Here is an 18,484-nt window from a genome sequence, read left to right on the forward strand (position 1 = left end):
TTTATTCCTCCTCACCAGCCACACCGACAAGTGCAGTTCCAATTCTGATCATCGTTGCTCCCTCTTCAATCGCTATTTCGAAGTCATTTGACATCCCCATAGAAAGCTCTGTACAAGGGGCATAATCAAAATTACAATTCTTAATTTGGTCACGAAGTTCCTTTAACTTTCGAAAACAGGTTCGAAGCTGTTCTTCATCATCGGTCAGCGGGGCCATTGTCATTAAACCTTCAATGCTAATATTCTCATATGCGCGAAGGTCTTTGATAAAATTCAGTACATCTTGAGGGGCTAAACCATGCTTTGATTCTTCCTGTGAAACATTGACTTGGACGAGGCATTTCACCTTTTTCACTGCACGTTTATTAATTTCCTCAGCCAAGGAAATTCGATCTAAAGAGTGAATATATTCTACCTTATCAATTATATTTTTAACTTTGCGAGTCTGCAGGGTTCCAATAAAATGCCAAATAGGCTTGTCCCCTAATACTTCCCACTTTTTTAAAAGCCCTTCATCTCTGTTTTCACCTAGATTTATTATACCAGCTTCCAAGGCTTCATTCGCTCTATCAATACTGACATATTTGGTAACGGCAATCAGTTTCACTTCATTAGGAGTCCGATTTACCCTATGGCATGCACTCTTTATTTGATGATCGATATGTATGAGATTTTCTGCAACCTTCATTCGGAGGTCTCCTTCCATCCTATATAACTTAGCATCCTTCCTGTTTTACCTTGATCCCGGCGATGAGAAAAAAATTCTGATTGGTCACAACTAGAGCATAGTTTAGTGACTTGAATATTTTCTTCCGGAACTCCTGCCTTAAGAAGGATCATTTTATTTAGTTTTCGTAAGTCTAATGTATATTGACCTTCTTTTATTGTATTATATGGTTTTTTTTCGACATCTTCTAGAGTATTTTCTACAAAGTTAATTACATAATCATTAACAATATAACATTTTTCACAAATAGATGGACCAATTACAGCAAAAATTTCATTAGGAGGTATTCCTTCTTCCCCCCATTTCTCTATCATCTTTTGCGCGATCCCATTTACTGTTCCTTTCCAGCCCGCATGTGCTGCACCAATCATCCTGTGGACAGGAGAAATAAAAAAAAGAGGGACACAATCCGCATAACAAAGAGTTAATAAGATTCCCTCTTCATTCGTATAAAATCCGTCGGTCCCTTTAAATGCATTGTCATAAGAATCTGAACCTTTACCACGGTCGTTCTTGGTAATTTTTCTAATTACGGTATCATGGGTCTGCTCAGCGCCTACCCAGGATTTCAGCGGAAATTGAATAAGGTCAGCCAACTGGCTGCGGTTAGAACAAACAGCATCCAGCTGATCCCCCACATGAAAACCCATATTGAAATCCTCATATACCCCCGTACTGCTGCCGCCTTTTTTTGTTGTTATTCCAGCTGCAAGCCCCGGATACTGTTCCATCCAATTTTTAATTAAAAAATATGATTGATGATTATATGCAAAGGGTTCCATACTCAACCTCATTTGTTTTTATCTAGTTTACCATGAATACTATAAATGGTCACCGTAGATCATGCACAATCTAAACTTCCATTTCTTCTGCAGGTCTCTCTTCAATCGCTTTGAATCGTACCAGTATGACATCTTGCCCTATCTTAATAATGTTTTTCCACGGAATAACAATATCTTCTTCCCTTCCAAAGAAACCCAAAACTTTACCATTACCGGTTACGATAACGGCTTCAATTTTCCCAGTGGTAAGATTAATTTCGATATCACCAATATTCCCAAGCTTTTTGCCATCAGCCACATTCACTACATCCTTAATCTGAAATTCAGAAATTTTCACCATATCTTTCACTCCCGCCATTTTATCCTACTGAAAATATATGATGTGATTGGTCAATTTATCTGTAAATGACTGAAAAAATAAAGCTGCCCAAAAAGGACAGCTTTAGCTTTGAATATTTTTATTCATTTGTTTAATTGCCGCTTTTTCTAAACGCGATACCTGTGCTTGTGAAATCCCAATTTCGTCCGCAACTTCCATTTGTGTTTTACCCTGGAAGAATCGTTTTCTTAAAATTAACTTTTCCCGCTCATTTAAGCGGCGCATACCTTCTTTTAAAGCAATTTCTTCTATCCAATGAATATCTTTACTTCGTTCGTCGCTTAATTGGTCCACCACATAGATAGGGTCCCCGCCATCATTATAGATTGGCTCAAACAAAGATACAGGATCTTGGATAGCGTCTAGTGCAAATACAATTTCTTCATGTGGGACTTCTAATACTTTTGCAATCTCCTCAGCAGTTGGTTCCCGTGAAGTTTCACTCATTAATCGTTCCCTTACTTGTAATGCCTTATAAGCGATATCTCTTAACGACCTTGAAACGCGAATCGGATTGTTATCGCGCAGGTACCTGCGTATTTCGCCAATAATCATGGGTACGGCATAAGTGGAAAACTTAACGTTTTGACTTAAATCAAAGTTATCAATCGATTTCATAAGCCCAATACAGCCAACCTGAAACAGATCATCAACAAACTCGCCTCGGTTGTTAAACCGCTGTATTACACTTAAAACGAGTCGTAAATTTCCGTTGACGAGTTTTTCTCGTGCTGTAATATCGCCCTCTTGCATTTGCTTGAAGAGTAATCTCATTTCTTCATTTTTTAATACAGGAAGTTTTGATGTATCTACGCCACAAATTTCAACTTTATTTCGAGTCAATCCCTTTTCCCTCCTCATAGGAGTTGCTGTACAAAAAACAGTATTTCCTTGAGAAGGAAAAATATGCACTTGTACTTTCTAAGCGATTGTCACGAAAGTGTCGAAAAATACGTTATATCTTTAGTTTCAAAGGTCTATGACCAAGAAAAAAATTCTTTTTTTTCCATTGTCCAGCGCAAGCAGCCTAGCCCCTCGAGTCATAAGCCAATCGCTTCGGAAGGCAAAAAGCGCCTTCTGTCAGCGCTCGTCTTATGCTTGTCGGGGCTGAACCAGGCGCTTCCGCTTTTCGTAATTAAACCATTTTATTGAATTCTTTTCGTAATCTTTTAATTATTCTTTTTTCAAGCCTGGAAATATACGATTGGGAAATTCCAAGCATATCGGCTACATCCTTCTGTGTTTTTTCTTCTCCATTGGTTAGTCCAAAGCGCAGCTCCATAATTTGCTTTTCCCTATCTGACAATTGATGTAACGCTTTTGTTAATAATTTTCTATCTACATTAGCTTCTAAATCCTTTGTAATAATATCATCATCTGTACCTAAAACATCGGATAATAATAATTCATTACCATCCCAATCGATATTTAATGGTTCATCAAAGGAAACTTCAGATCTGATTTTATTATTTCTCCGCAAGTACATAAGGATTTCATTTTCAATACATCTCGAAGCATATGTAGCCAGTTTAATTTTCTTCTCAGGATTAAAGGTATTCACCGCTTTAATTAAACCAATGGTTCCAATACTAATTAAATCTTCAATATTAATTCCGGTATTTTCAAATTTCCTAGCGATATAGACTACAAGCCTCAGATTCCGTTCAATTAAAATCGATCTAGCTGCCTTATCACCACCTGGAAGCTTATTTAAAAGCAGCTCTTCTTCATCCTTGCTTAAAGGAGGCGGTAAGGCTTCGCTGCCGCCAATATAATAAACTTCATCACTTTTAATTCCTAATTTGATTAGTATCTTATACCAGTAGTAGGATAAGCGAAGTCTCCATTTTTTCACGCAAGTTCCTCCTTCTAAAATATGTTTTTTACGAGTATAGTAATATTAGCTTACTTTCACCGAATCATCATGCATCTTAGGTCCGGTGAGCATTTTTGGATGAACAATGCATTGAAAGGCATCATCTGCAGATAATTGCTGCATAGTAAATGAAACAAGGCCTTTTTCGCATAAGTAACTCTCTCCTTTTGTATCAATTATAATTGAGTCAGGCTTTACCGCCACGATGAGCTGGTGCTCTTGTCCTACCACCCGGCAAGGGACAATCCTTAGTTTATTTTGCCAGTCAACCGGAAACTCTTGATTTCCTAGAATGAGAGACTCTGGATCAGCGGCCATTTTTATGATTGGTTCAGCCATGCCTTCTACCATATTCTTAATGGAAACAAACATAACAGGAAGTTTTGATAATGGATCATAAAGCTGATTCCCACTGTCTACTAGACCCTTAAAAGTAAAAGATTCGGTATTTATTTTTAAGGTGACATTTACGATTTGATCATACTGTATTTTGGTCATTTCCATGCTCTCTATATTCCGTTTAGAAAAGTGCCAAGCAACTGGAAAACCTAGCAAAACAAATAGCCAACTAATTGGATCACCAAACCCTGTAACACTTGCAACCATAACTTTCATTGACATCTCAGAATCAAATTGGACAAAATAGTGGGCACCAATTAATGCTCCTCCAATGAGAAATGTAGTTACATAAAGTGTCATTAATGCCTTAATGAAAAAGGATAATCGTTTATACCCAAACACTACTAGAACCATGATCACCGAAAATAAAAGCTTTGAAATCGGGTGGTTTGAATAGGTATGTAATGGTGTAAACGACAATAATATGATTAGCGAACCAATAAAACCGCCAGCAATTATCCTCCATATTCGAATTTGTCTTTTTAAAAAAATGGCTGATAGATATAGGAGAAGGCTATCAAATAACAGATTAAGGGCCCAAATAACATCTAAATATACTGACAAACAAGCCTTACCCCCTTTTAATGTCAAAAGCATTTATTTGCTTTATGGATTATTCATAAGGGTGTATATCCAATCTTTTCTATTAATCTGTTTAGGAAAAAGTATAACCTACTTTATGGGCTAAAGTGTGTCACTTTGTGTAATCAAAAAAACAGAAATTTTCACTATAAATAACGTATTTTGTCTAATTAAATTTATACAAAAAAGACATGATCCCTTAGGACCATGTCTTTTTTGTTATTATCTTCTACGGTTTCTGTTTCGTAGGAATGTTGGTATATCTAGTGTTTCCTCTTGTGGAGCGTTGTTGTTGTTGCGAATTGGCTCTTGTGGTGCTTCTTCACGCTTTTGTTCCCGCTTTACTGCACTTAATTGTGGCTTTGCTTGTCCAAATGTTGGACGAGTAGCCTTAGGTTGAATGACCTCTTCATTAAAGCCAGTAGCAATAACGGTAACAATAATTTCATCCTTGTGGTTCTCATTGATTACAGATCCAAAAATCATATTTACTTCTTGGTCTGACGCAGTTGCCACAATGTCAGCAGCTTCTTGAACTTCATATAAACTCAAGTTACTGCCGCCTGTAATATTCATTAGGACGCCTTGTGCACCATCAATAGATGTTTCTAACAATGGAGAGCTTATCGCTTTTTTCGCAGCTTCCGTTGCTCGATTTTCACCGGTTGCCATACCAATCCCCATCAAAGCAGAGCCTTTGTTTGACATAATCGTCTTCACATCTGCAAAGTCCAAGTTAATAAGACCAGGAACGGCGATTAAGTCTGAAATCCCCTGTACCCCTTGACGAAGTACATTATCTGCTTCACGGAAAGCTTCAAGCATTGGAGTACTTTTATCAACAATTTCAAGAAGGCGGTCATTCGGAATTACAATCAAAGTATCTACTGCTTCTTTCATTGCACCAATACCACCGGCAGCTTGATTAGAACGCTTTTTACCTTCAAATGTAAATGGACGAGTTACCACACCCACTGTTAACGCCCCTAAGTCACGTGCAATTTGTGCGATAACTGGTGCAGCCCCTGTACCTGTTCCGCCACCCATACCAGCTGTAACGAACACCATATCAGCACCGCGTAATGCATCTTCTAATTGTTCTTTACTTTCTTCGGCAGCTTTCTTACCCACTTCAGGATTAGCCCCAGCACCAAGACCTCTGGTTAATTTTGAGCCAATCTGCATTTTTACTTCTGCTTTTGAAAGATTAAGTGCTTGAGCATCGGTATTAACTGCGATAAACTCCACTCCTTGAACACCATGCTCGATCATTCGATTTACTGCGTTGTTACCTCCGCCGCCAACCCCAATAACTTTTATTGTAGCAAGAGAATCTAAATTTGTATCAAACTCTAACATGACAAATCCTCCTAATTCGTCGATAATCCTTTTCGTATTTGTCTATTCGAAAAAGAGACCAAGGAATTTTTTTACTTTTGATGACATCTTATCTTCCGGATGTTTTTCTGGTTTTGCTTTTGGCTGTTGTTGTTGTTGTTTTTGAACTTTCTTCTCGATTGGTTCAGTAACAGGTGCAGATGCGACGAATGTTCCACCTGGTAATCTAGCATTCTTGTAAGCATATTTGATTAAACCAACCGCAGTTGTATACTGAGGCTCTCTTACTCCAATATAGTTGGGAACGGCTTTGCGAACTGGACTTTGGAAAATCGTTTGAGCTAGTTCTAATATGCCCTGCATATTTGCAGTACCACCTGTAAATACAAACCCTCCAGGTAAATCATTAATACCTAATCGTTTCAGTTCATGAGCAATCAATTCAAAAATTTCTTCCATTCTAGCTTCTATTATTTCAGAAACATATAATTGATTAAATTGTTGGTGCTGATCGCTTCCGATGATTGGTACACTAAAAAACTCATCTTCTGAGGCATCATCGTAGAAAGCATGTCCATATTTTACTTTGATTTTTTCAGCATCCTCAGTTGAAGTGTGTAATACCTTAGAAAGGTCATTTGTAATAAGATCTCCGCCTACTGGTATTACACTTGTCGCTGCCAAGAAGCCTTCTTCAAAATACGCAATCGTTGTTGAACCGCCGCCTAGGTCGATTAATGCAACACCTAGGTTTTTCTCGTCCTTTGAAAGTGCATACTCCCCAGCTGCAAGCGGCTGCAGGATGATATCGGTAATTTCTAATCCGGCACGCTCGACACATCGCAATGTATTGGTAATGATGGCGTTGGACCCAGTAATGAGAGTTCCTTCAACTTCCAAACGGACACCAATCATCCCGCATGGGTTATTAATTTCATCCTTACCATCAAGGATAAATTGTTTACGGATAACCCCAATAATTTCTCTATCCTGAGAGATAGATACAACTTGTGCCTCGTCTATAACACGTCTCACATCTTCATTCGTGATTTCACGATTTTGACTGGAAACTCCTACAATTCCACGACATGGTTCAAGAGCAACTTGATTGCCAGAAATCCCAACAATCACTTGTCTTATTTCCATTCCTATCATTCTTTCAGCTTCTTCAATTGCACGTTTAATAGAATGAACGGTATCATTGATGTCAATGATAGATCCTTTACGCAGTCCCTCAGACTTTACGTTTCCAACACCAATTATATTTATTGAGTCGTTGACAATTTCACCAATGATTACTTTCACACTGGATGTACCGATGTCAAGACTTACATATATTTCATTGCTGTTCATTCTTTGGCACCTCCTTAGCATTCCTTCAGTCGAACAACAATTATTTTTCATAAGATATAATAGAAAAGTACATACCTATATCTTATAAAATTATTCGTCACAACTAAATAATTCCCTTTAAAAAAATCAATTTTTTTCTATTTTTTCTTTGTTTGTTGACCATTTTGTCAATAATATACGCCTAATTACTGCAATATTTTGAAATAAGCGGACACCAAAGGCAAAAACAGCTGCTAAATACAAGTCTACACCAAGATGTACGCCTAGAAAAGCTAAACTTGCTGCAAGGATAATATTAAAAAAGAATCCAGAAACGAATACTTTTTCATCATAAATATTTTGCAAGTGCGCCCTTATACCGCCGAATAATGTATCTAGGGCAGCCAAAACTGCAATAGAGAGATAATTTGAATACTCTTCAGGAATCCTAATATCTGTTAACAGTCCAAGAAGGATTCCGACGATTAATCCTAATACCGGAAGCCACATTATGTATTTCCTCCTTCATTGGCCTTCATTGACTCAAGATATCGAATCCGGATAGGATTATCATATGCCGGAATAGTAACACCCGGACTTGGCTCCGAAATAGTCAATTTCAGGTTTTCGATGAAGAATTCCTCCGTAGCCTTCGATACTTTCATTTGATTATATAATTTTTCGGCGGTTTCAACATTATCAACACCTACTCTAATTTCAACTGGTAAGCTTGATAACGCGTGGCCATCAATTTTTGTTTCATTATTAATATCCCTGATGACTGTTGTATTAATAATTCGCTGACCATCAACAGCTACATATTTAGCGTCATACATATTCAATTCATTTAATAATCTTTTTAACAGCTCAGGTGACACAGACTTTGATATCTCTGCCCCAATTTGAATTTCCTCAATTATTGGTTCAATGGTCAATAGAATTCCAGGAGCTGTTACTTTAGTCATTCCTGCCTCATTCTCCAATTCTTGAATGGTATCACGCAGTGCCTGTTCCTTACTCTGCTTTTGCTTCGATTCATAGGCAAGTAATTTTTCTTCTATTGAACGAATTTCAGTTAATAACTCAGACTGCAATTCTTTCTCTTGGAGTATTGCCTCACGGAGCTGCCATAAATCACGAGTATCGCGTTCTACTGGTTTTTTTATGGTTTGAAATTGGATAGCAATCATAAAACCTATCACTACAGATATAGCAACAAAACTAAAATTCTTTTTAAGCTTGTCCACTTCTTTCACCTTACCTTTTATTTAATCTTTACGTGGACATATTCAAAAACACTTATGATTGCCCTAAAATTGGATTTAGGATGATTTCGCTTTTTTCTTCTAAAGTAAAAACAATATTATCATTAACGAGTTGATCTTTCACACCACCGGTAAGGTTCAATGCAGCAGTTAATACCTCAGGGTCACCAATTGCAGTAATCACAAACGGCGCTGGATGTTGAATGCCATCAACCGTAATGACTGGTCCATTACAAATAATATAGGAATGGCTAGTTAATCTCTGACCATTAATCGCAATGGCTGATGCACCTGAGATGTAAAGCTCATTAACAACTTTAAATACATGGTGTTCATGTACTAAATAATTATTAATATTATCTTCGTGGGGATCATACGCACCATCTGACAGCTGGACGCTTACCCCTTGTCCCTTAACCTTGACCTTCCCTAAGAACATCCGGAATTTTTCTGCGTCTTCTGCTAGGGTAGAATAAGCTTCCGCTTCTTTTGAAAGGTCTTTTTCGTTCTCCAAAACTTTATCCTGCTTTTGGTTTAATTCCTTTTGTAATTTACGATTTAGTTCCTCTAACTCAATAAGTTGATTTCTAAGGTCAAGCGTTTTTTCCCATTGTTCACTTGTTAAACTTGTTTTATTTTTATTTAATTCTTTTTGAGTAAAATGATAGGAAAATGCTATCATAAACCCAAGTACAAGGCATACTAGGGATAAAACAACGTGCTTACCCTTCACCTTTATCAGTTTCAATTTCCAGGTCCTCCGCTTCGTCAACTTCCAATTCATATGCCTTAAAATAGGAACCTACCTCTAAATCAATAATACCTTTAATGCTCGGATCTAATTGGCTTATGATCGAAGGATAATGTATCATTTTTTCTGAAAAGGTTCTTAGTGTAGCACTTACTTCAAAGCCATCATTCATAAATAATGATATATGATACTGGTCTGTTTTTTTGGGAGTATAATGTATTTCAGAGATTGCATTTAGAACCTCAACTGGAAGTTCATCAAGTGCAGTAACCATTTCTTTAAGGATTGCACCTTCTTTAAATTTATAAAGGATTGGTGCATTGACAGGTATTTCAACCACTTCCCTATCCTTAAGGACTTTTCCGTTTTCCATTACAGGAAAATAGGAGCCATCTGACTCTAAATAGGCTAGTTTGTTACGTTCTTCAATCTCAATCATTACCGTATTCGGCCACATTATGGTCACTTTTGCTTGTTTAATAACATTCATATCTTTGAGAGTTGACGAAATAGTATCTTTCTTTACACTCCATATATTTGTATCTTTAGATATCTTAGTTTTCTTTATTATTTCTTCTGTTGACAGCAATTCATTTCCTTTAATTGTGATCTTTTTTACATGACTTAATGGTGACTGTACATATGCGACAACGGCAATCATGGTAAAGAACAAACATAGAAGCATAATAAGCCTTCTGTTAGCTTTACGCCGTCTTTGCTCTTTAAGCTTTGGAATTCGATCTTCAAGAGCGACTATCTTACCTTTATCCATACACTTCCCTCCATTAAGAATAAGGCTTAGCATGTACAAAAAGAAAACCTATTAAATACTACCCGCTTTTCCTGCCTAAAAAGCGAAAACAACGGCACGAAAAATCATGCCGTCATTCATTTTCTCAGTTTTTTTCCATATTTATAATGAGTAATTATATCACAAAATTTGTAATTGGTACGACTATTTCTAATTACACACGCCCAATAATTTCTACCTCTGTTTCCATTTTAATTCCATATAAATTCAGTATGGTATCTTTTATATATTGAATTAAATCTAGAACATCCTTAGCTGTTGCATTACCAGCATTTACAATAAAGTTTCCGTGCATTTCTGATATTTTTGCACCGCCCATTTGGAATCCCTTTAATCCCGCGTCTTCAATAAGTTTTCCTGCATAATTAGGCAGTGGATTTCGGAAAATACTTCCCGCACATGGGAAATTCCACGGCTGGGTTTCTTTTCGGTAATCTTTGTTTTTTTGCATTTGTGAAACAATCGCAGTTTTATCACCTTTTGTCAGTTGGAACTCCGCTTCTAAAACGATACCAGGACGCTTCTTTTGCAGGACGGACGTCCTATAAGTGAACTCCATCTCATCGTTAGATAACCATTCCATGGATCCGTCATCAAACAATATATGTGCTTTGGTTAAAATCTTACTAATATCTGAACCATGCGCGCCTGCGTTCATATAAACAGCCCCGCCGACAGACCCAGGGATACCACTGGCAAATTCAAGTCCTGATAATCCTTTTTTGGAAATCAAGGTAGATAAGCTAACTAAAGAATGACCGCCACCTACTGTTATCTTGGAATCATTTATCGTTAGATGGTCTAATCCTGAACCTAATTTAATGACTACCCCTTCAATCCCTTTATCAGAAACGAGTAAATTTGACCCTCTCCCAATTGCACGCCATGGGATTTGCCGCTCCTTTAGAAAAGTCATTACTTTTTGGATATTTTCTAAAGAAGCAGGCTCAATAAAAATGTCAGCAGGGCCACCAATTTTCATGGTCGTATGCTGGGATAACCGTTCATTTCTCTTCACTTTGCCAATATTTAAATCTTGGATTTCTGTAAATAATCCGTCCATTCCTATCACCCTATCTTTCAAAACAAACGTATAGTTTTAGTTTATGCAAAAAATGTGTTTGGGCTACTTTTGTTTTTCTTGTACTAGCTGTTTCATAAGTTTATACAGTCTCTCAGCAGAGTCAGGTACCCCTAATTTTTTTGCCTTCATTTTCATTGACTTTAAATACTCATTATCTAACAAAATCCTGTCTATTTGCTGAATGAGACTTTTGTTATTTAAATCTTTTTCGAGGAGTAATTCTGCTGCCCCGTGATCACTGAGTGATCGAGCATTTTTTTCTTGATGATTATTTGTCACATACGGACTTGGGACAAGAATACTTGGAATTCCTAATGAAGTAATCTCAGCAAGTGTTGTTGCACCAGCTCTTGAGACTACTAAATCAATACCAGATAATACTTCTGGCATGTTATGAATAAATGGCCTAATGACGACATTTTTCGGATTCCCTACAAGCTCTACTTCGTTTTGCACATCTTTAAAATGAACCTCACCCGTAATATATAGTACTTGATAAGGCTTTTCCCCAAATTCAGAAAGTGCCTTCACAACCGCATCATTTATTGGTCGAGCACCACGGCTTCCTCCAAAAATGAGTACTGCAGGCATAGTCGTGCTTAATCCAGCCGATAATCTTCCTCTGATTCCATCATTACCAATGACTTCCGATGCTCGAGGATTTCCAGTAAACACCACTTTTTCCTTTGGAAAATATTCTTTTGCCTCTTCGAAACAAATTGCCACCTTATTAACGTATCTACTTAAAAATTTGTTTGTCAGCCCTGGTACACTGTTCTGTTCATGGACAATTGTTGGGATATTTAATTTTGCGGCTGCATACACAACGGGACCACAAACATAACCACCAGTTCCAATAACAATATCTGGTTTGAATTCCTTTAACATTTTTTTACTGTCTCTTGCACCTTTTAAAAATCTCAAAACGGTTTTGATATTATCCAAGGATAATTTTCTTTTGAATCCAGTAATATGGATCGATTTAAAAGGTATCTTCTCCCGAGGAACAATTGTGCTTTCCAATCCGTTCTTTGTCCCTATGTATAAAAACTCAGCATGTTTGTTTTCTTTTTGTATTTCCCTTATGAGAGCAAGAGCTGGATATATATGTCCTCCAGTCCCTCCGCCGCTTACAACTATTTTCATATGTCCACCCCAAATTAATAAATGCTACAAGCTAATTTCTTATCCTATCTTACTATAAAATTAACAGAAGTTAAGGATTGAAAAAAGAATGTTATCTAAATGTAAACTAAGCAAGGAAAAAAATAAAAAGAACCCTGCCTAAAAACAGGGTAAGTTAATATCGAGAATAACGGCTAATATTCAAAAGAACACCGATCGCCATCAACATCAATGTTAGAGAAGAACCACCATAACTTAAGAATGGCAATGTGATTCCGGTAACAGGCATTAAACCAGTGACAACACCAATGTTAATCATTACTTGAATGGCGACCATTGATATAATACCAACCGCCAAAAAGCTGCCATATAGATCCGGTGCACCCAGGGCAATACGTATTCCCCTCCATAACAATAATGCGAATAAAAGAATAATAAAGGATCCTCCAATAAAGCCTAATTCTTCAGACAAAATCGCAAAAATAAAATCCGTTTGCGGTTCAGGTAAGTAAAAGAATTTTTGCCTGCTTTCACCGAGACCAAGCCCAAATAATCCACCAGGTCCAATCGCATAAAGCGATTGAATAATTTGGAATCCACTGCCTAACGGGTCCTGCCAAGGGTCTAAGAATGAGGTTATCCTTTTCATCCTATATGGCGCTGAAGCAACTAAACCAACAAATCCTGCTAAACCTACTAAACCCAATAAAGCAAAATGTCCTACCCGAGCACCTGCAATAAAGATCATGACCACACATGTTCCAATCATGACTGTTCCTGTCCCTAAATCAGGCTGGAGCATAATAAGCGCAAACGCTACAAAAGCAAGACCTAATGAAGGAACAAGCCCTTTTCGAAAAGAGGTTATTAATTTCTGCCTCTCAGAGAGATACTTAGCTAAAAAGGCAATCATTGCCAGCTTCATAAATTCTGATGGCTGGACAGAAAAGGCACCAACACCAATCCAGCTTCGTGAACCATTTCTAACATTCCCAACTCCCGGAATGAGTACGAGTATGAGTAACACAAAGCAGGTTATCAATATAGCCTTTGACCACTCTCTCCATGTCCAATAATTAATATTCATAATAAAAAACATGGCGGCTATCCCAACTCCGGCAAAAAGCGTTTGTCTTTTCGCGAAAAAGAAGGAGTCATCGAATTTATACTCTGCCCATACTGCACTTGCACTATAAACCATAATAAGTCCTACTGCTAATAGCGTAAGTGTAACAATTAATAATATAAAATCAGGAGTTGTTCTTTTTGTCGGCACACCTAACACCTCGACTAGCAAGTTTTAGGGCATTGATAGTTGTCCAGCACAAGCGTACTAGGATTTCTTCCGCTTCTCGTTGGACAAGCAGCCCTTACTTAAGCTTATGCACCGCTTCGATAAAAATGTCTCCCCTGACTTCAAAACTTTTATATTGATCCCAGCTCGCACATGCAGGAGATAACAGAATAACGTTGCCTGGCTCTGAATATTGAAAAGCAACAGGCACGGCCTTTTCAACATTATCGACAGTGTTAATTTGTTTTATTCCTGCTTCTATCCCGACTCGCTCAATTTTAGAGGATGTTTGACCGAAAGTAATTAACGCTTTTACATTTTTTAAATAGGGGATTAATTCATCAAATTCATTTCCACGATCAAGGCCGCCCGCCAACAAGATGATCGGACTTTTAAATGCTTGTAAAGCTGGTATAGTAGCAAGTATGTTTGTTGCTTTTGAGTCGTTATAAAACTTTCTCTCAGCAATCTCTGTAACGTACTGAAGACGATGCTTAACACCTGTAAACGTTCTAAGTACTTCCTGAATGGCCTCATTACTAACACCTGTTAATTTAGCCGCTGCCATGGCGGATAAGATATTTTCTAAATTATGGACTCCCGGCAGGGCGATTTCATCAACCAACATAACTTTCTCGTCATTAAAACAAATCCACCCCTCACTTATATAAGCCCCCTCTTTAAGAGCAAGCTTCGTTGAAAAAGGAATGCCGGAAGCTTGGGAATGTTCAGCGATTTCCCGCACTTCTTGCTGATCTGCATTATAAATAAAGTAGTCTTCTGCAGTTTGGTTTTTTGTAATATTTGCTTTTGCTTTAATATATTCAGCTCTTGTTCCATGATAATCCAAATGTGCGTCATACAGATTTGTAATTATCGCTATCTTAGGTCTAAAGGCTTCTATACCCATTAATTGAAAGGATGATAATTCAATCACGATATTATTTTCTGCGGTTGCCTCTTCTGCAACACCAGATGCTACCGTACCAATATTACCGGCAATTAACGGTCTCTTCTTACCTTGATTCAGCATTTCAAAAATAAGTGTTGTCGTGGTTGTTTTTCCATTTGTTCCTGTTATCCCGATGAAAGGTGCTTCTGATATTTGGTAAGCAAGTTCAACCTCTGTTAAAACAGGAATCCCTTTCTCCAGCGCTCCTTCAATGATTGGGTTTTGGTATGGAATACCCGGATTTTTCACGATTAGTTCAAATCCCTCATCAAGAAGTTCTACAGGATGTTCACCACAAATGACTTTAATACCTTGTTCTAATAACCCTTGTGCTTCCGGATTTTCTGATAATGGCTTTTTATCATTTACGGTAACAAATGCACCAAGCTTATGTAAGAGCGCTGCAGCTGTTACCCCGCTTTTTGCTAGACCAAGGACAAGAATTTTTTTATGGAGATACGTTTTTATCTGCTTCAATTATAACCACACCTCAATATAGATACCTAGTATCGCTAATATTAAACCAACACTCCAAAAGGTAACAACGACCTTCCATTCTGACCAGCCAATTAGCTCGTAATGGTGATGGAGTGGACTCATTCGAAAGATTCTTTTACCTGTCGTTTTAAAAGAGATGACCTGTAAAATAACAGATAACGTTTCAATGACAAATACACCGCCGATTATGACTAACAATAACTCTAACTTGGTTAGAATTGCAATGGTCGCTATCGCACCACCAAGTGCCAGAGAACCCGTATCCCCCATAAACACCTTAGCAGGATGGGCATTAAATACAAGGAAACCTAAGACTGCCCCGGCTACAGCAACTGAAAAGATCGCCACTTCCATCTGTGATTGGTTCCATGCTAAGACAGCATATGCACCAAATGCAATGGCAGCTGTACCTGAAACTAAACCATCCAATCCATCAGTTAAATTGACTGCATTCGAGAAACCTACCAGCCAAAAGACGATAAAAAATACATAAAACCAGCCAAGTTCAATGGAATAATTACTTCCAGGAACGGTGATTTCCGTAGGATATCCATTTTGTTTATAAACAAGATAAAAAATAACGGAAATGATGATTTGTCCTAACAACTTTTGTCTCGAGGTTAACCCTAGATTACGCTTAAGTGCCACTTTGATAAAATCATCTAAAAATCCAAGTAATCCAAAACCAAAGGTCACAAGGATAAGTAAGTATGTTTTAACGGTTGGTTCAGAAAATTTCCCTGTCATTACGAGAGTAGTAATAATAATAGAGAATAAAATCATCACTCCACCCATTGTTGGTGTACCGGTTTTTGCTTGATGGGATTTGGGTCCTTCTTCCCGAATGCTTTGTCCAAATTTCAACCTTCTTAAGAAGGGAATAAAAATTGGAGAAAGCAGTACTGTAATCAGGAACCCCATTAGAATTGTGAAAAAGATAACTTGCTCCAGCATTTTATCCCCTCCTTTCGAAATCATCTTTTAGATTTATTTTTGATATCTTTTCCAACATTACAGCTATATCATATGTTTCTTTATTTTCTTTGAGAAGTTTTTTATTCAAAAATACGAAATTAGTCATATTCATTTTTTCTGCTTTTTCTCCGTCCATTTTTTCAATGTAAAATCGTAAAAGTTCTCTAACAGCTTCAATTGGGTTGTCAGTAAAAAAGATTGGAAAGTGATTGGGTGTGTATTTGGGCAGCTGTTTCTTTTTATCCCAAATGGCCGCAATCGCACCGTTGGCAATTGCCTCTAAAAGTTCCCCCGAATTCTCATTTAACGGTATGAATAGACCTCTAGTCTGCATTTCGTTTGCATCGTCCGTTACCGTCATATAAAAATGATCCGCTTCTTTTATACCCCTGAAATCAGAGAATAACTCTACTAAATCATTATGTGCTAAATACATTTCTATCTCCCCTCGATTGCCTCCCGAGCAACCATTCGGTCATCAAAATCATAAACATTACTGCCAATAATCTGGTATGTTTCGTGACCTTTACCAGCAATTAAGATCACATCACCAGCAGACGCTTGATTAATTGCTGTAACAATCGCTTCTTTTCTATCAGGAATAGTGATGTAACTTTGCCCAAGGACTCCTTTTTCCATATCTTTTAATATCGTTAAAGGATCCTCGCTCCTTGGGTTATCTGAGGTAAATATTGGATTTGTGGCATATCGACAGGCAATCTCTGCCATTAATGGTCTCTTCGTTTTATCCCTGTCTCCACCACAGCCAACTATTACAAATATCTTCTTGTCAGCAAAACTTTGTATGGTCTTCAATACATTTTCTAAACTATCGGGTGTATGAGCATAATCTACGATTACCGTAAAGTTTTGTCCTGCATTTACTAACTCAAATCTACCGTCTACTCCTTTTACACTCTCGATGGATTCGATAATTTTATCCATCGGTATTCCTGAAACAAACGCAGTTGCAATACTAGCCAAAACATTATAAACACTAAACTTCCCGATTAATTGTATGTTAATGGAATAGCTCTTCTCTTTTATTACTATTTCAAAGGAAGTCCCCGCAGAAGTCATATGAATATTTCTAGCATGGAAATCCGCATTATTATCAATTCCATACGTATAACAATGAGCTGCTGTAGATTTACGGTACAAATCAGAAGCGAGATCATCTGCATTTAAGATTGCAAATTTCGGTTTATTAGCGTCGAATGTGTTTCCAAGCTGGGAAAATAATAAACTCTTAGCATGCATGTAGTCTTCCATTGTCTTATGGTAATCTAAATGATCTTGGGTGAGGTTTGTAAATACCGCTATATCGTAGTCACAACCATGGACTCTCCCCATATGTAAGGCATGCGATGAAACCTCCATAATTGCTGTATCAACACCTGCGTCAAGCATTTGTTTGAACCCTTTTTGAAGGACAAGACTTTCTGGAGTTGTATTTTTAGTCTCAAACTTGTGGTCCCCAATTTTTGTATACATCGTTCCGATTAAACCAGTGCTCCGATTTACATCGGAAAATATTTTTTCAATCAAATGACTTGTAGTTGTCTTTCCGTTTGTCCCTGTAATTCCGATTAAGTGCAGTTTTTTTGTAGGATGCTGATAAAAAGCATCAGCCAGTACTGCCATTGCCCGCGTTGTATCGTTAACAATTATTACCGGTACCGATAGTGGAAGTGCCCGCTCCGCAAGTACAGCGGCAGCACCATCCTTCACCGCTGATTCCGCGAAATCGTGACCGTCGACGGTATATCCTTTAATACAAATAAATAAGCTTCCCTTTTGCACCTTTCGGTTGTCGTTCTCAATTGAAGTGATTTCTGGATTTGTTCCTTGATAAGGAACGAGAAGGTGCAAATGTTGAAGTAAATCATGTAGTTTCATATTCTCAAATCCTCTCTTGCCTTTAAAAATTACCACTTTTTACATAAAGGCTGTGTTAAATAAGGCTGTTGATTTCCACTCCACTAAGGAAAGCTTCTTCGAATAATCACCGCAGAGACAGGCGGTTTTTGCCTGTCACGAGGCGCTACGCTTTCCGCGGGCTCGCCCGTGAGCCTCCTTACAGCTTCGCACCTGCGGGGTCTCACTCAGCTCGTACATCCCGCAGGACTTTGATTTACATCCTCGAATCTGCCCACGCACGAAGAAAATGCGATAGCATTTTCGAGGAGTCGAGCGCCTTCCGTTCCAATCAACAGGTTCTAAAAATCAACAGTATTCCTTAACACAGCCTACATAAAAAATCACCTTATAAAAGATTCACCTTATTTTACAGCAAAACACAATAGAATGCTAT

The 18,484-nt window shown here is 37.8% G+C and carries 19 protein-coding genes; all 19 read right to left on the reverse strand.

The features are described from left to right. Nucleotide 1 precedes the first annotated feature (1 nt). On the reverse strand, nucleotides 2-688 hold the full coding sequence (locus F4694_RS09730) for a YggS family pyridoxal phosphate-dependent enzyme (protein WP_179597300.1): 687 nt from the start codon (nucleotides 686-688) through the stop codon (nucleotides 2-4). Then, nucleotides 685-1,509, reverse strand: coding sequence for a peptidoglycan editing factor PgeF (gene pgeF / locus F4694_RS09735; protein WP_179597302.1), 825 nt, complete (start codon nucleotides 1,507-1,509; stop codon nucleotides 685-687). Before pgeF ends, F4694_RS09730 begins: the two co-directional genes overlap by 4 nt. 70 nt (nucleotides 1,510-1,579) lie before the next feature. Then, nucleotides 1,580-1,849 carry a YlmC/YmxH family sporulation protein gene (locus F4694_RS09740; protein ID WP_179597304.1) on the reverse strand — a complete coding sequence of 90 codons (270 nt, stop codon included), beginning with the start codon at nucleotides 1,847-1,849 and terminating at the stop codon, nucleotides 1,580-1,582. Nucleotides 1,850-1,951: 102 nt separating this feature from the next. Further along, nucleotides 1,952-2,731, reverse strand: coding sequence for an RNA polymerase sporulation sigma factor SigG (gene sigG, locus F4694_RS09745; RefSeq protein WP_179597306.1), 780 nt, complete (start codon nucleotides 2,729-2,731; stop codon nucleotides 1,952-1,954). A 292-nt stretch (nucleotides 2,732-3,023) separates the two neighbouring features. Beyond that, nucleotides 3,024-3,743, reverse strand: coding sequence for an RNA polymerase sporulation sigma factor SigE (sigE, locus tag F4694_RS09750; protein ID WP_063251599.1), 720 nt, complete (start codon nucleotides 3,741-3,743; stop codon nucleotides 3,024-3,026). Nucleotides 3,744-3,788: 45 nt separating this feature from the next. Beyond that, nucleotides 3,789-4,727: a sigma-E processing peptidase SpoIIGA gene (gene spoIIGA, locus F4694_RS09755; protein ID WP_179597309.1), complete on the reverse strand. Its 939-nt coding sequence runs from the start codon at nucleotides 4,725-4,727 to the stop codon at nucleotides 3,789-3,791. Between the two features lie 240 nt (nucleotides 4,728-4,967). Continuing rightward, entirely contained in the window at nucleotides 4,968-6,104 is a 1,137-nt protein-coding gene (ftsZ, locus tag F4694_RS09760) for a cell division protein FtsZ (RefSeq protein ID WP_179597312.1), read from the reverse strand. Nucleotides 6,105-6,146: 42 nt separating this feature from the next. After that, nucleotides 6,147-7,436, reverse strand: a complete 1,290-nt coding sequence (ftsA, locus tag F4694_RS09765) for a cell division protein FtsA (RefSeq protein WP_179597314.1) — start codon at nucleotides 7,434-7,436, stop codon at nucleotides 6,147-6,149. Between the two features lie 126 nt (nucleotides 7,437-7,562). Then, entirely contained in the window at nucleotides 7,563-7,925 is a 363-nt protein-coding gene (locus F4694_RS09770; protein WP_179597316.1) for a small basic family protein, read from the reverse strand. Continuing rightward, nucleotides 7,925-8,662, reverse strand: a complete 738-nt coding sequence (locus F4694_RS09775) for a DUF881 domain-containing protein (protein ID WP_179597318.1) — start codon at nucleotides 8,660-8,662, stop codon at nucleotides 7,925-7,927. The genes F4694_RS09770 and F4694_RS09775 overlap by 1 nt, the downstream gene beginning before the upstream one ends. 52 nt (nucleotides 8,663-8,714) lie before the next feature. Then, entirely contained in the window at nucleotides 8,715-9,464 is a 750-nt protein-coding gene (locus F4694_RS09780; protein WP_179597320.1) for a DUF881 domain-containing protein, read from the reverse strand. Then, nucleotides 9,403-10,203 (reverse strand): cell division protein FtsQ/DivIB, encoded by an 801-nt coding sequence (locus F4694_RS09785; protein WP_179597322.1) that lies wholly within the window; start codon nucleotides 10,201-10,203, stop codon nucleotides 9,403-9,405. The genes F4694_RS09780 and F4694_RS09785 overlap by 62 nt, the downstream gene beginning before the upstream one ends. A 193-nt stretch (nucleotides 10,204-10,396) precedes the next feature. Further along, nucleotides 10,397-11,305 (reverse strand): UDP-N-acetylmuramate dehydrogenase, encoded by a 909-nt coding sequence (gene murB / locus F4694_RS09790; protein ID WP_179597325.1) that lies wholly within the window; start codon nucleotides 11,303-11,305, stop codon nucleotides 10,397-10,399. A 63-nt stretch (nucleotides 11,306-11,368) separates the two neighbouring features. Next, nucleotides 11,369-12,472 carry an undecaprenyldiphospho-muramoylpentapeptide beta-N-acetylglucosaminyltransferase gene (murG, locus tag F4694_RS09795; protein ID WP_179597327.1) on the reverse strand — a complete coding sequence of 368 codons (1,104 nt, stop codon included), beginning with the start codon at nucleotides 12,470-12,472 and terminating at the stop codon, nucleotides 11,369-11,371. 154 nt (nucleotides 12,473-12,626) lie between these two features. Further along, the gene (gene spoVE, locus F4694_RS09800; protein WP_179597329.1) at nucleotides 12,627-13,727 is read right to left on the reverse strand and encodes a stage V sporulation protein E; all 1,101 of its coding nucleotides are present in this window, start codon (nucleotides 13,725-13,727) and stop codon (nucleotides 12,627-12,629) included. Between the two features lie 94 nt (nucleotides 13,728-13,821). After that, the gene (gene murD, locus F4694_RS09805) at nucleotides 13,822-15,174 is read right to left on the reverse strand and encodes a UDP-N-acetylmuramoyl-L-alanine--D-glutamate ligase (protein ID WP_179597331.1); all 1,353 of its coding nucleotides are present in this window, start codon (nucleotides 15,172-15,174) and stop codon (nucleotides 13,822-13,824) included. After that, nucleotides 15,175-16,149 carry a phospho-N-acetylmuramoyl-pentapeptide-transferase gene (gene mraY / locus F4694_RS09810; protein ID WP_179597333.1) on the reverse strand — a complete coding sequence of 325 codons (975 nt, stop codon included), beginning with the start codon at nucleotides 16,147-16,149 and terminating at the stop codon, nucleotides 15,175-15,177. 1 nt (nucleotide 16,150) lies between these two features. Then, a complete protein-coding gene (locus F4694_RS09815; RefSeq protein WP_179597335.1) occupies nucleotides 16,151-16,606 on the reverse strand; it encodes a hypothetical protein in 456 nt (151 codons plus the stop codon). Nucleotides 16,607-16,608: 2 nt separating this feature from the next. Continuing rightward, the gene (locus F4694_RS09820; RefSeq protein WP_179597337.1) at nucleotides 16,609-18,069 is read right to left on the reverse strand and encodes a UDP-N-acetylmuramoyl-L-alanyl-D-glutamate--2,6-diaminopimelate ligase; all 1,461 of its coding nucleotides are present in this window, start codon (nucleotides 18,067-18,069) and stop codon (nucleotides 16,609-16,611) included. Nucleotides 18,070-18,484: the final 415 nt, after the last annotated feature.

Origin of the sequence: Neobacillus driksii (genome assembly GCF_013409995.1) — a bacterium.
Taxonomy (GTDB): domain Bacteria; phylum Bacillota; class Bacilli; order Bacillales; family Cytobacillaceae; genus Neobacillus; species Neobacillus driksii.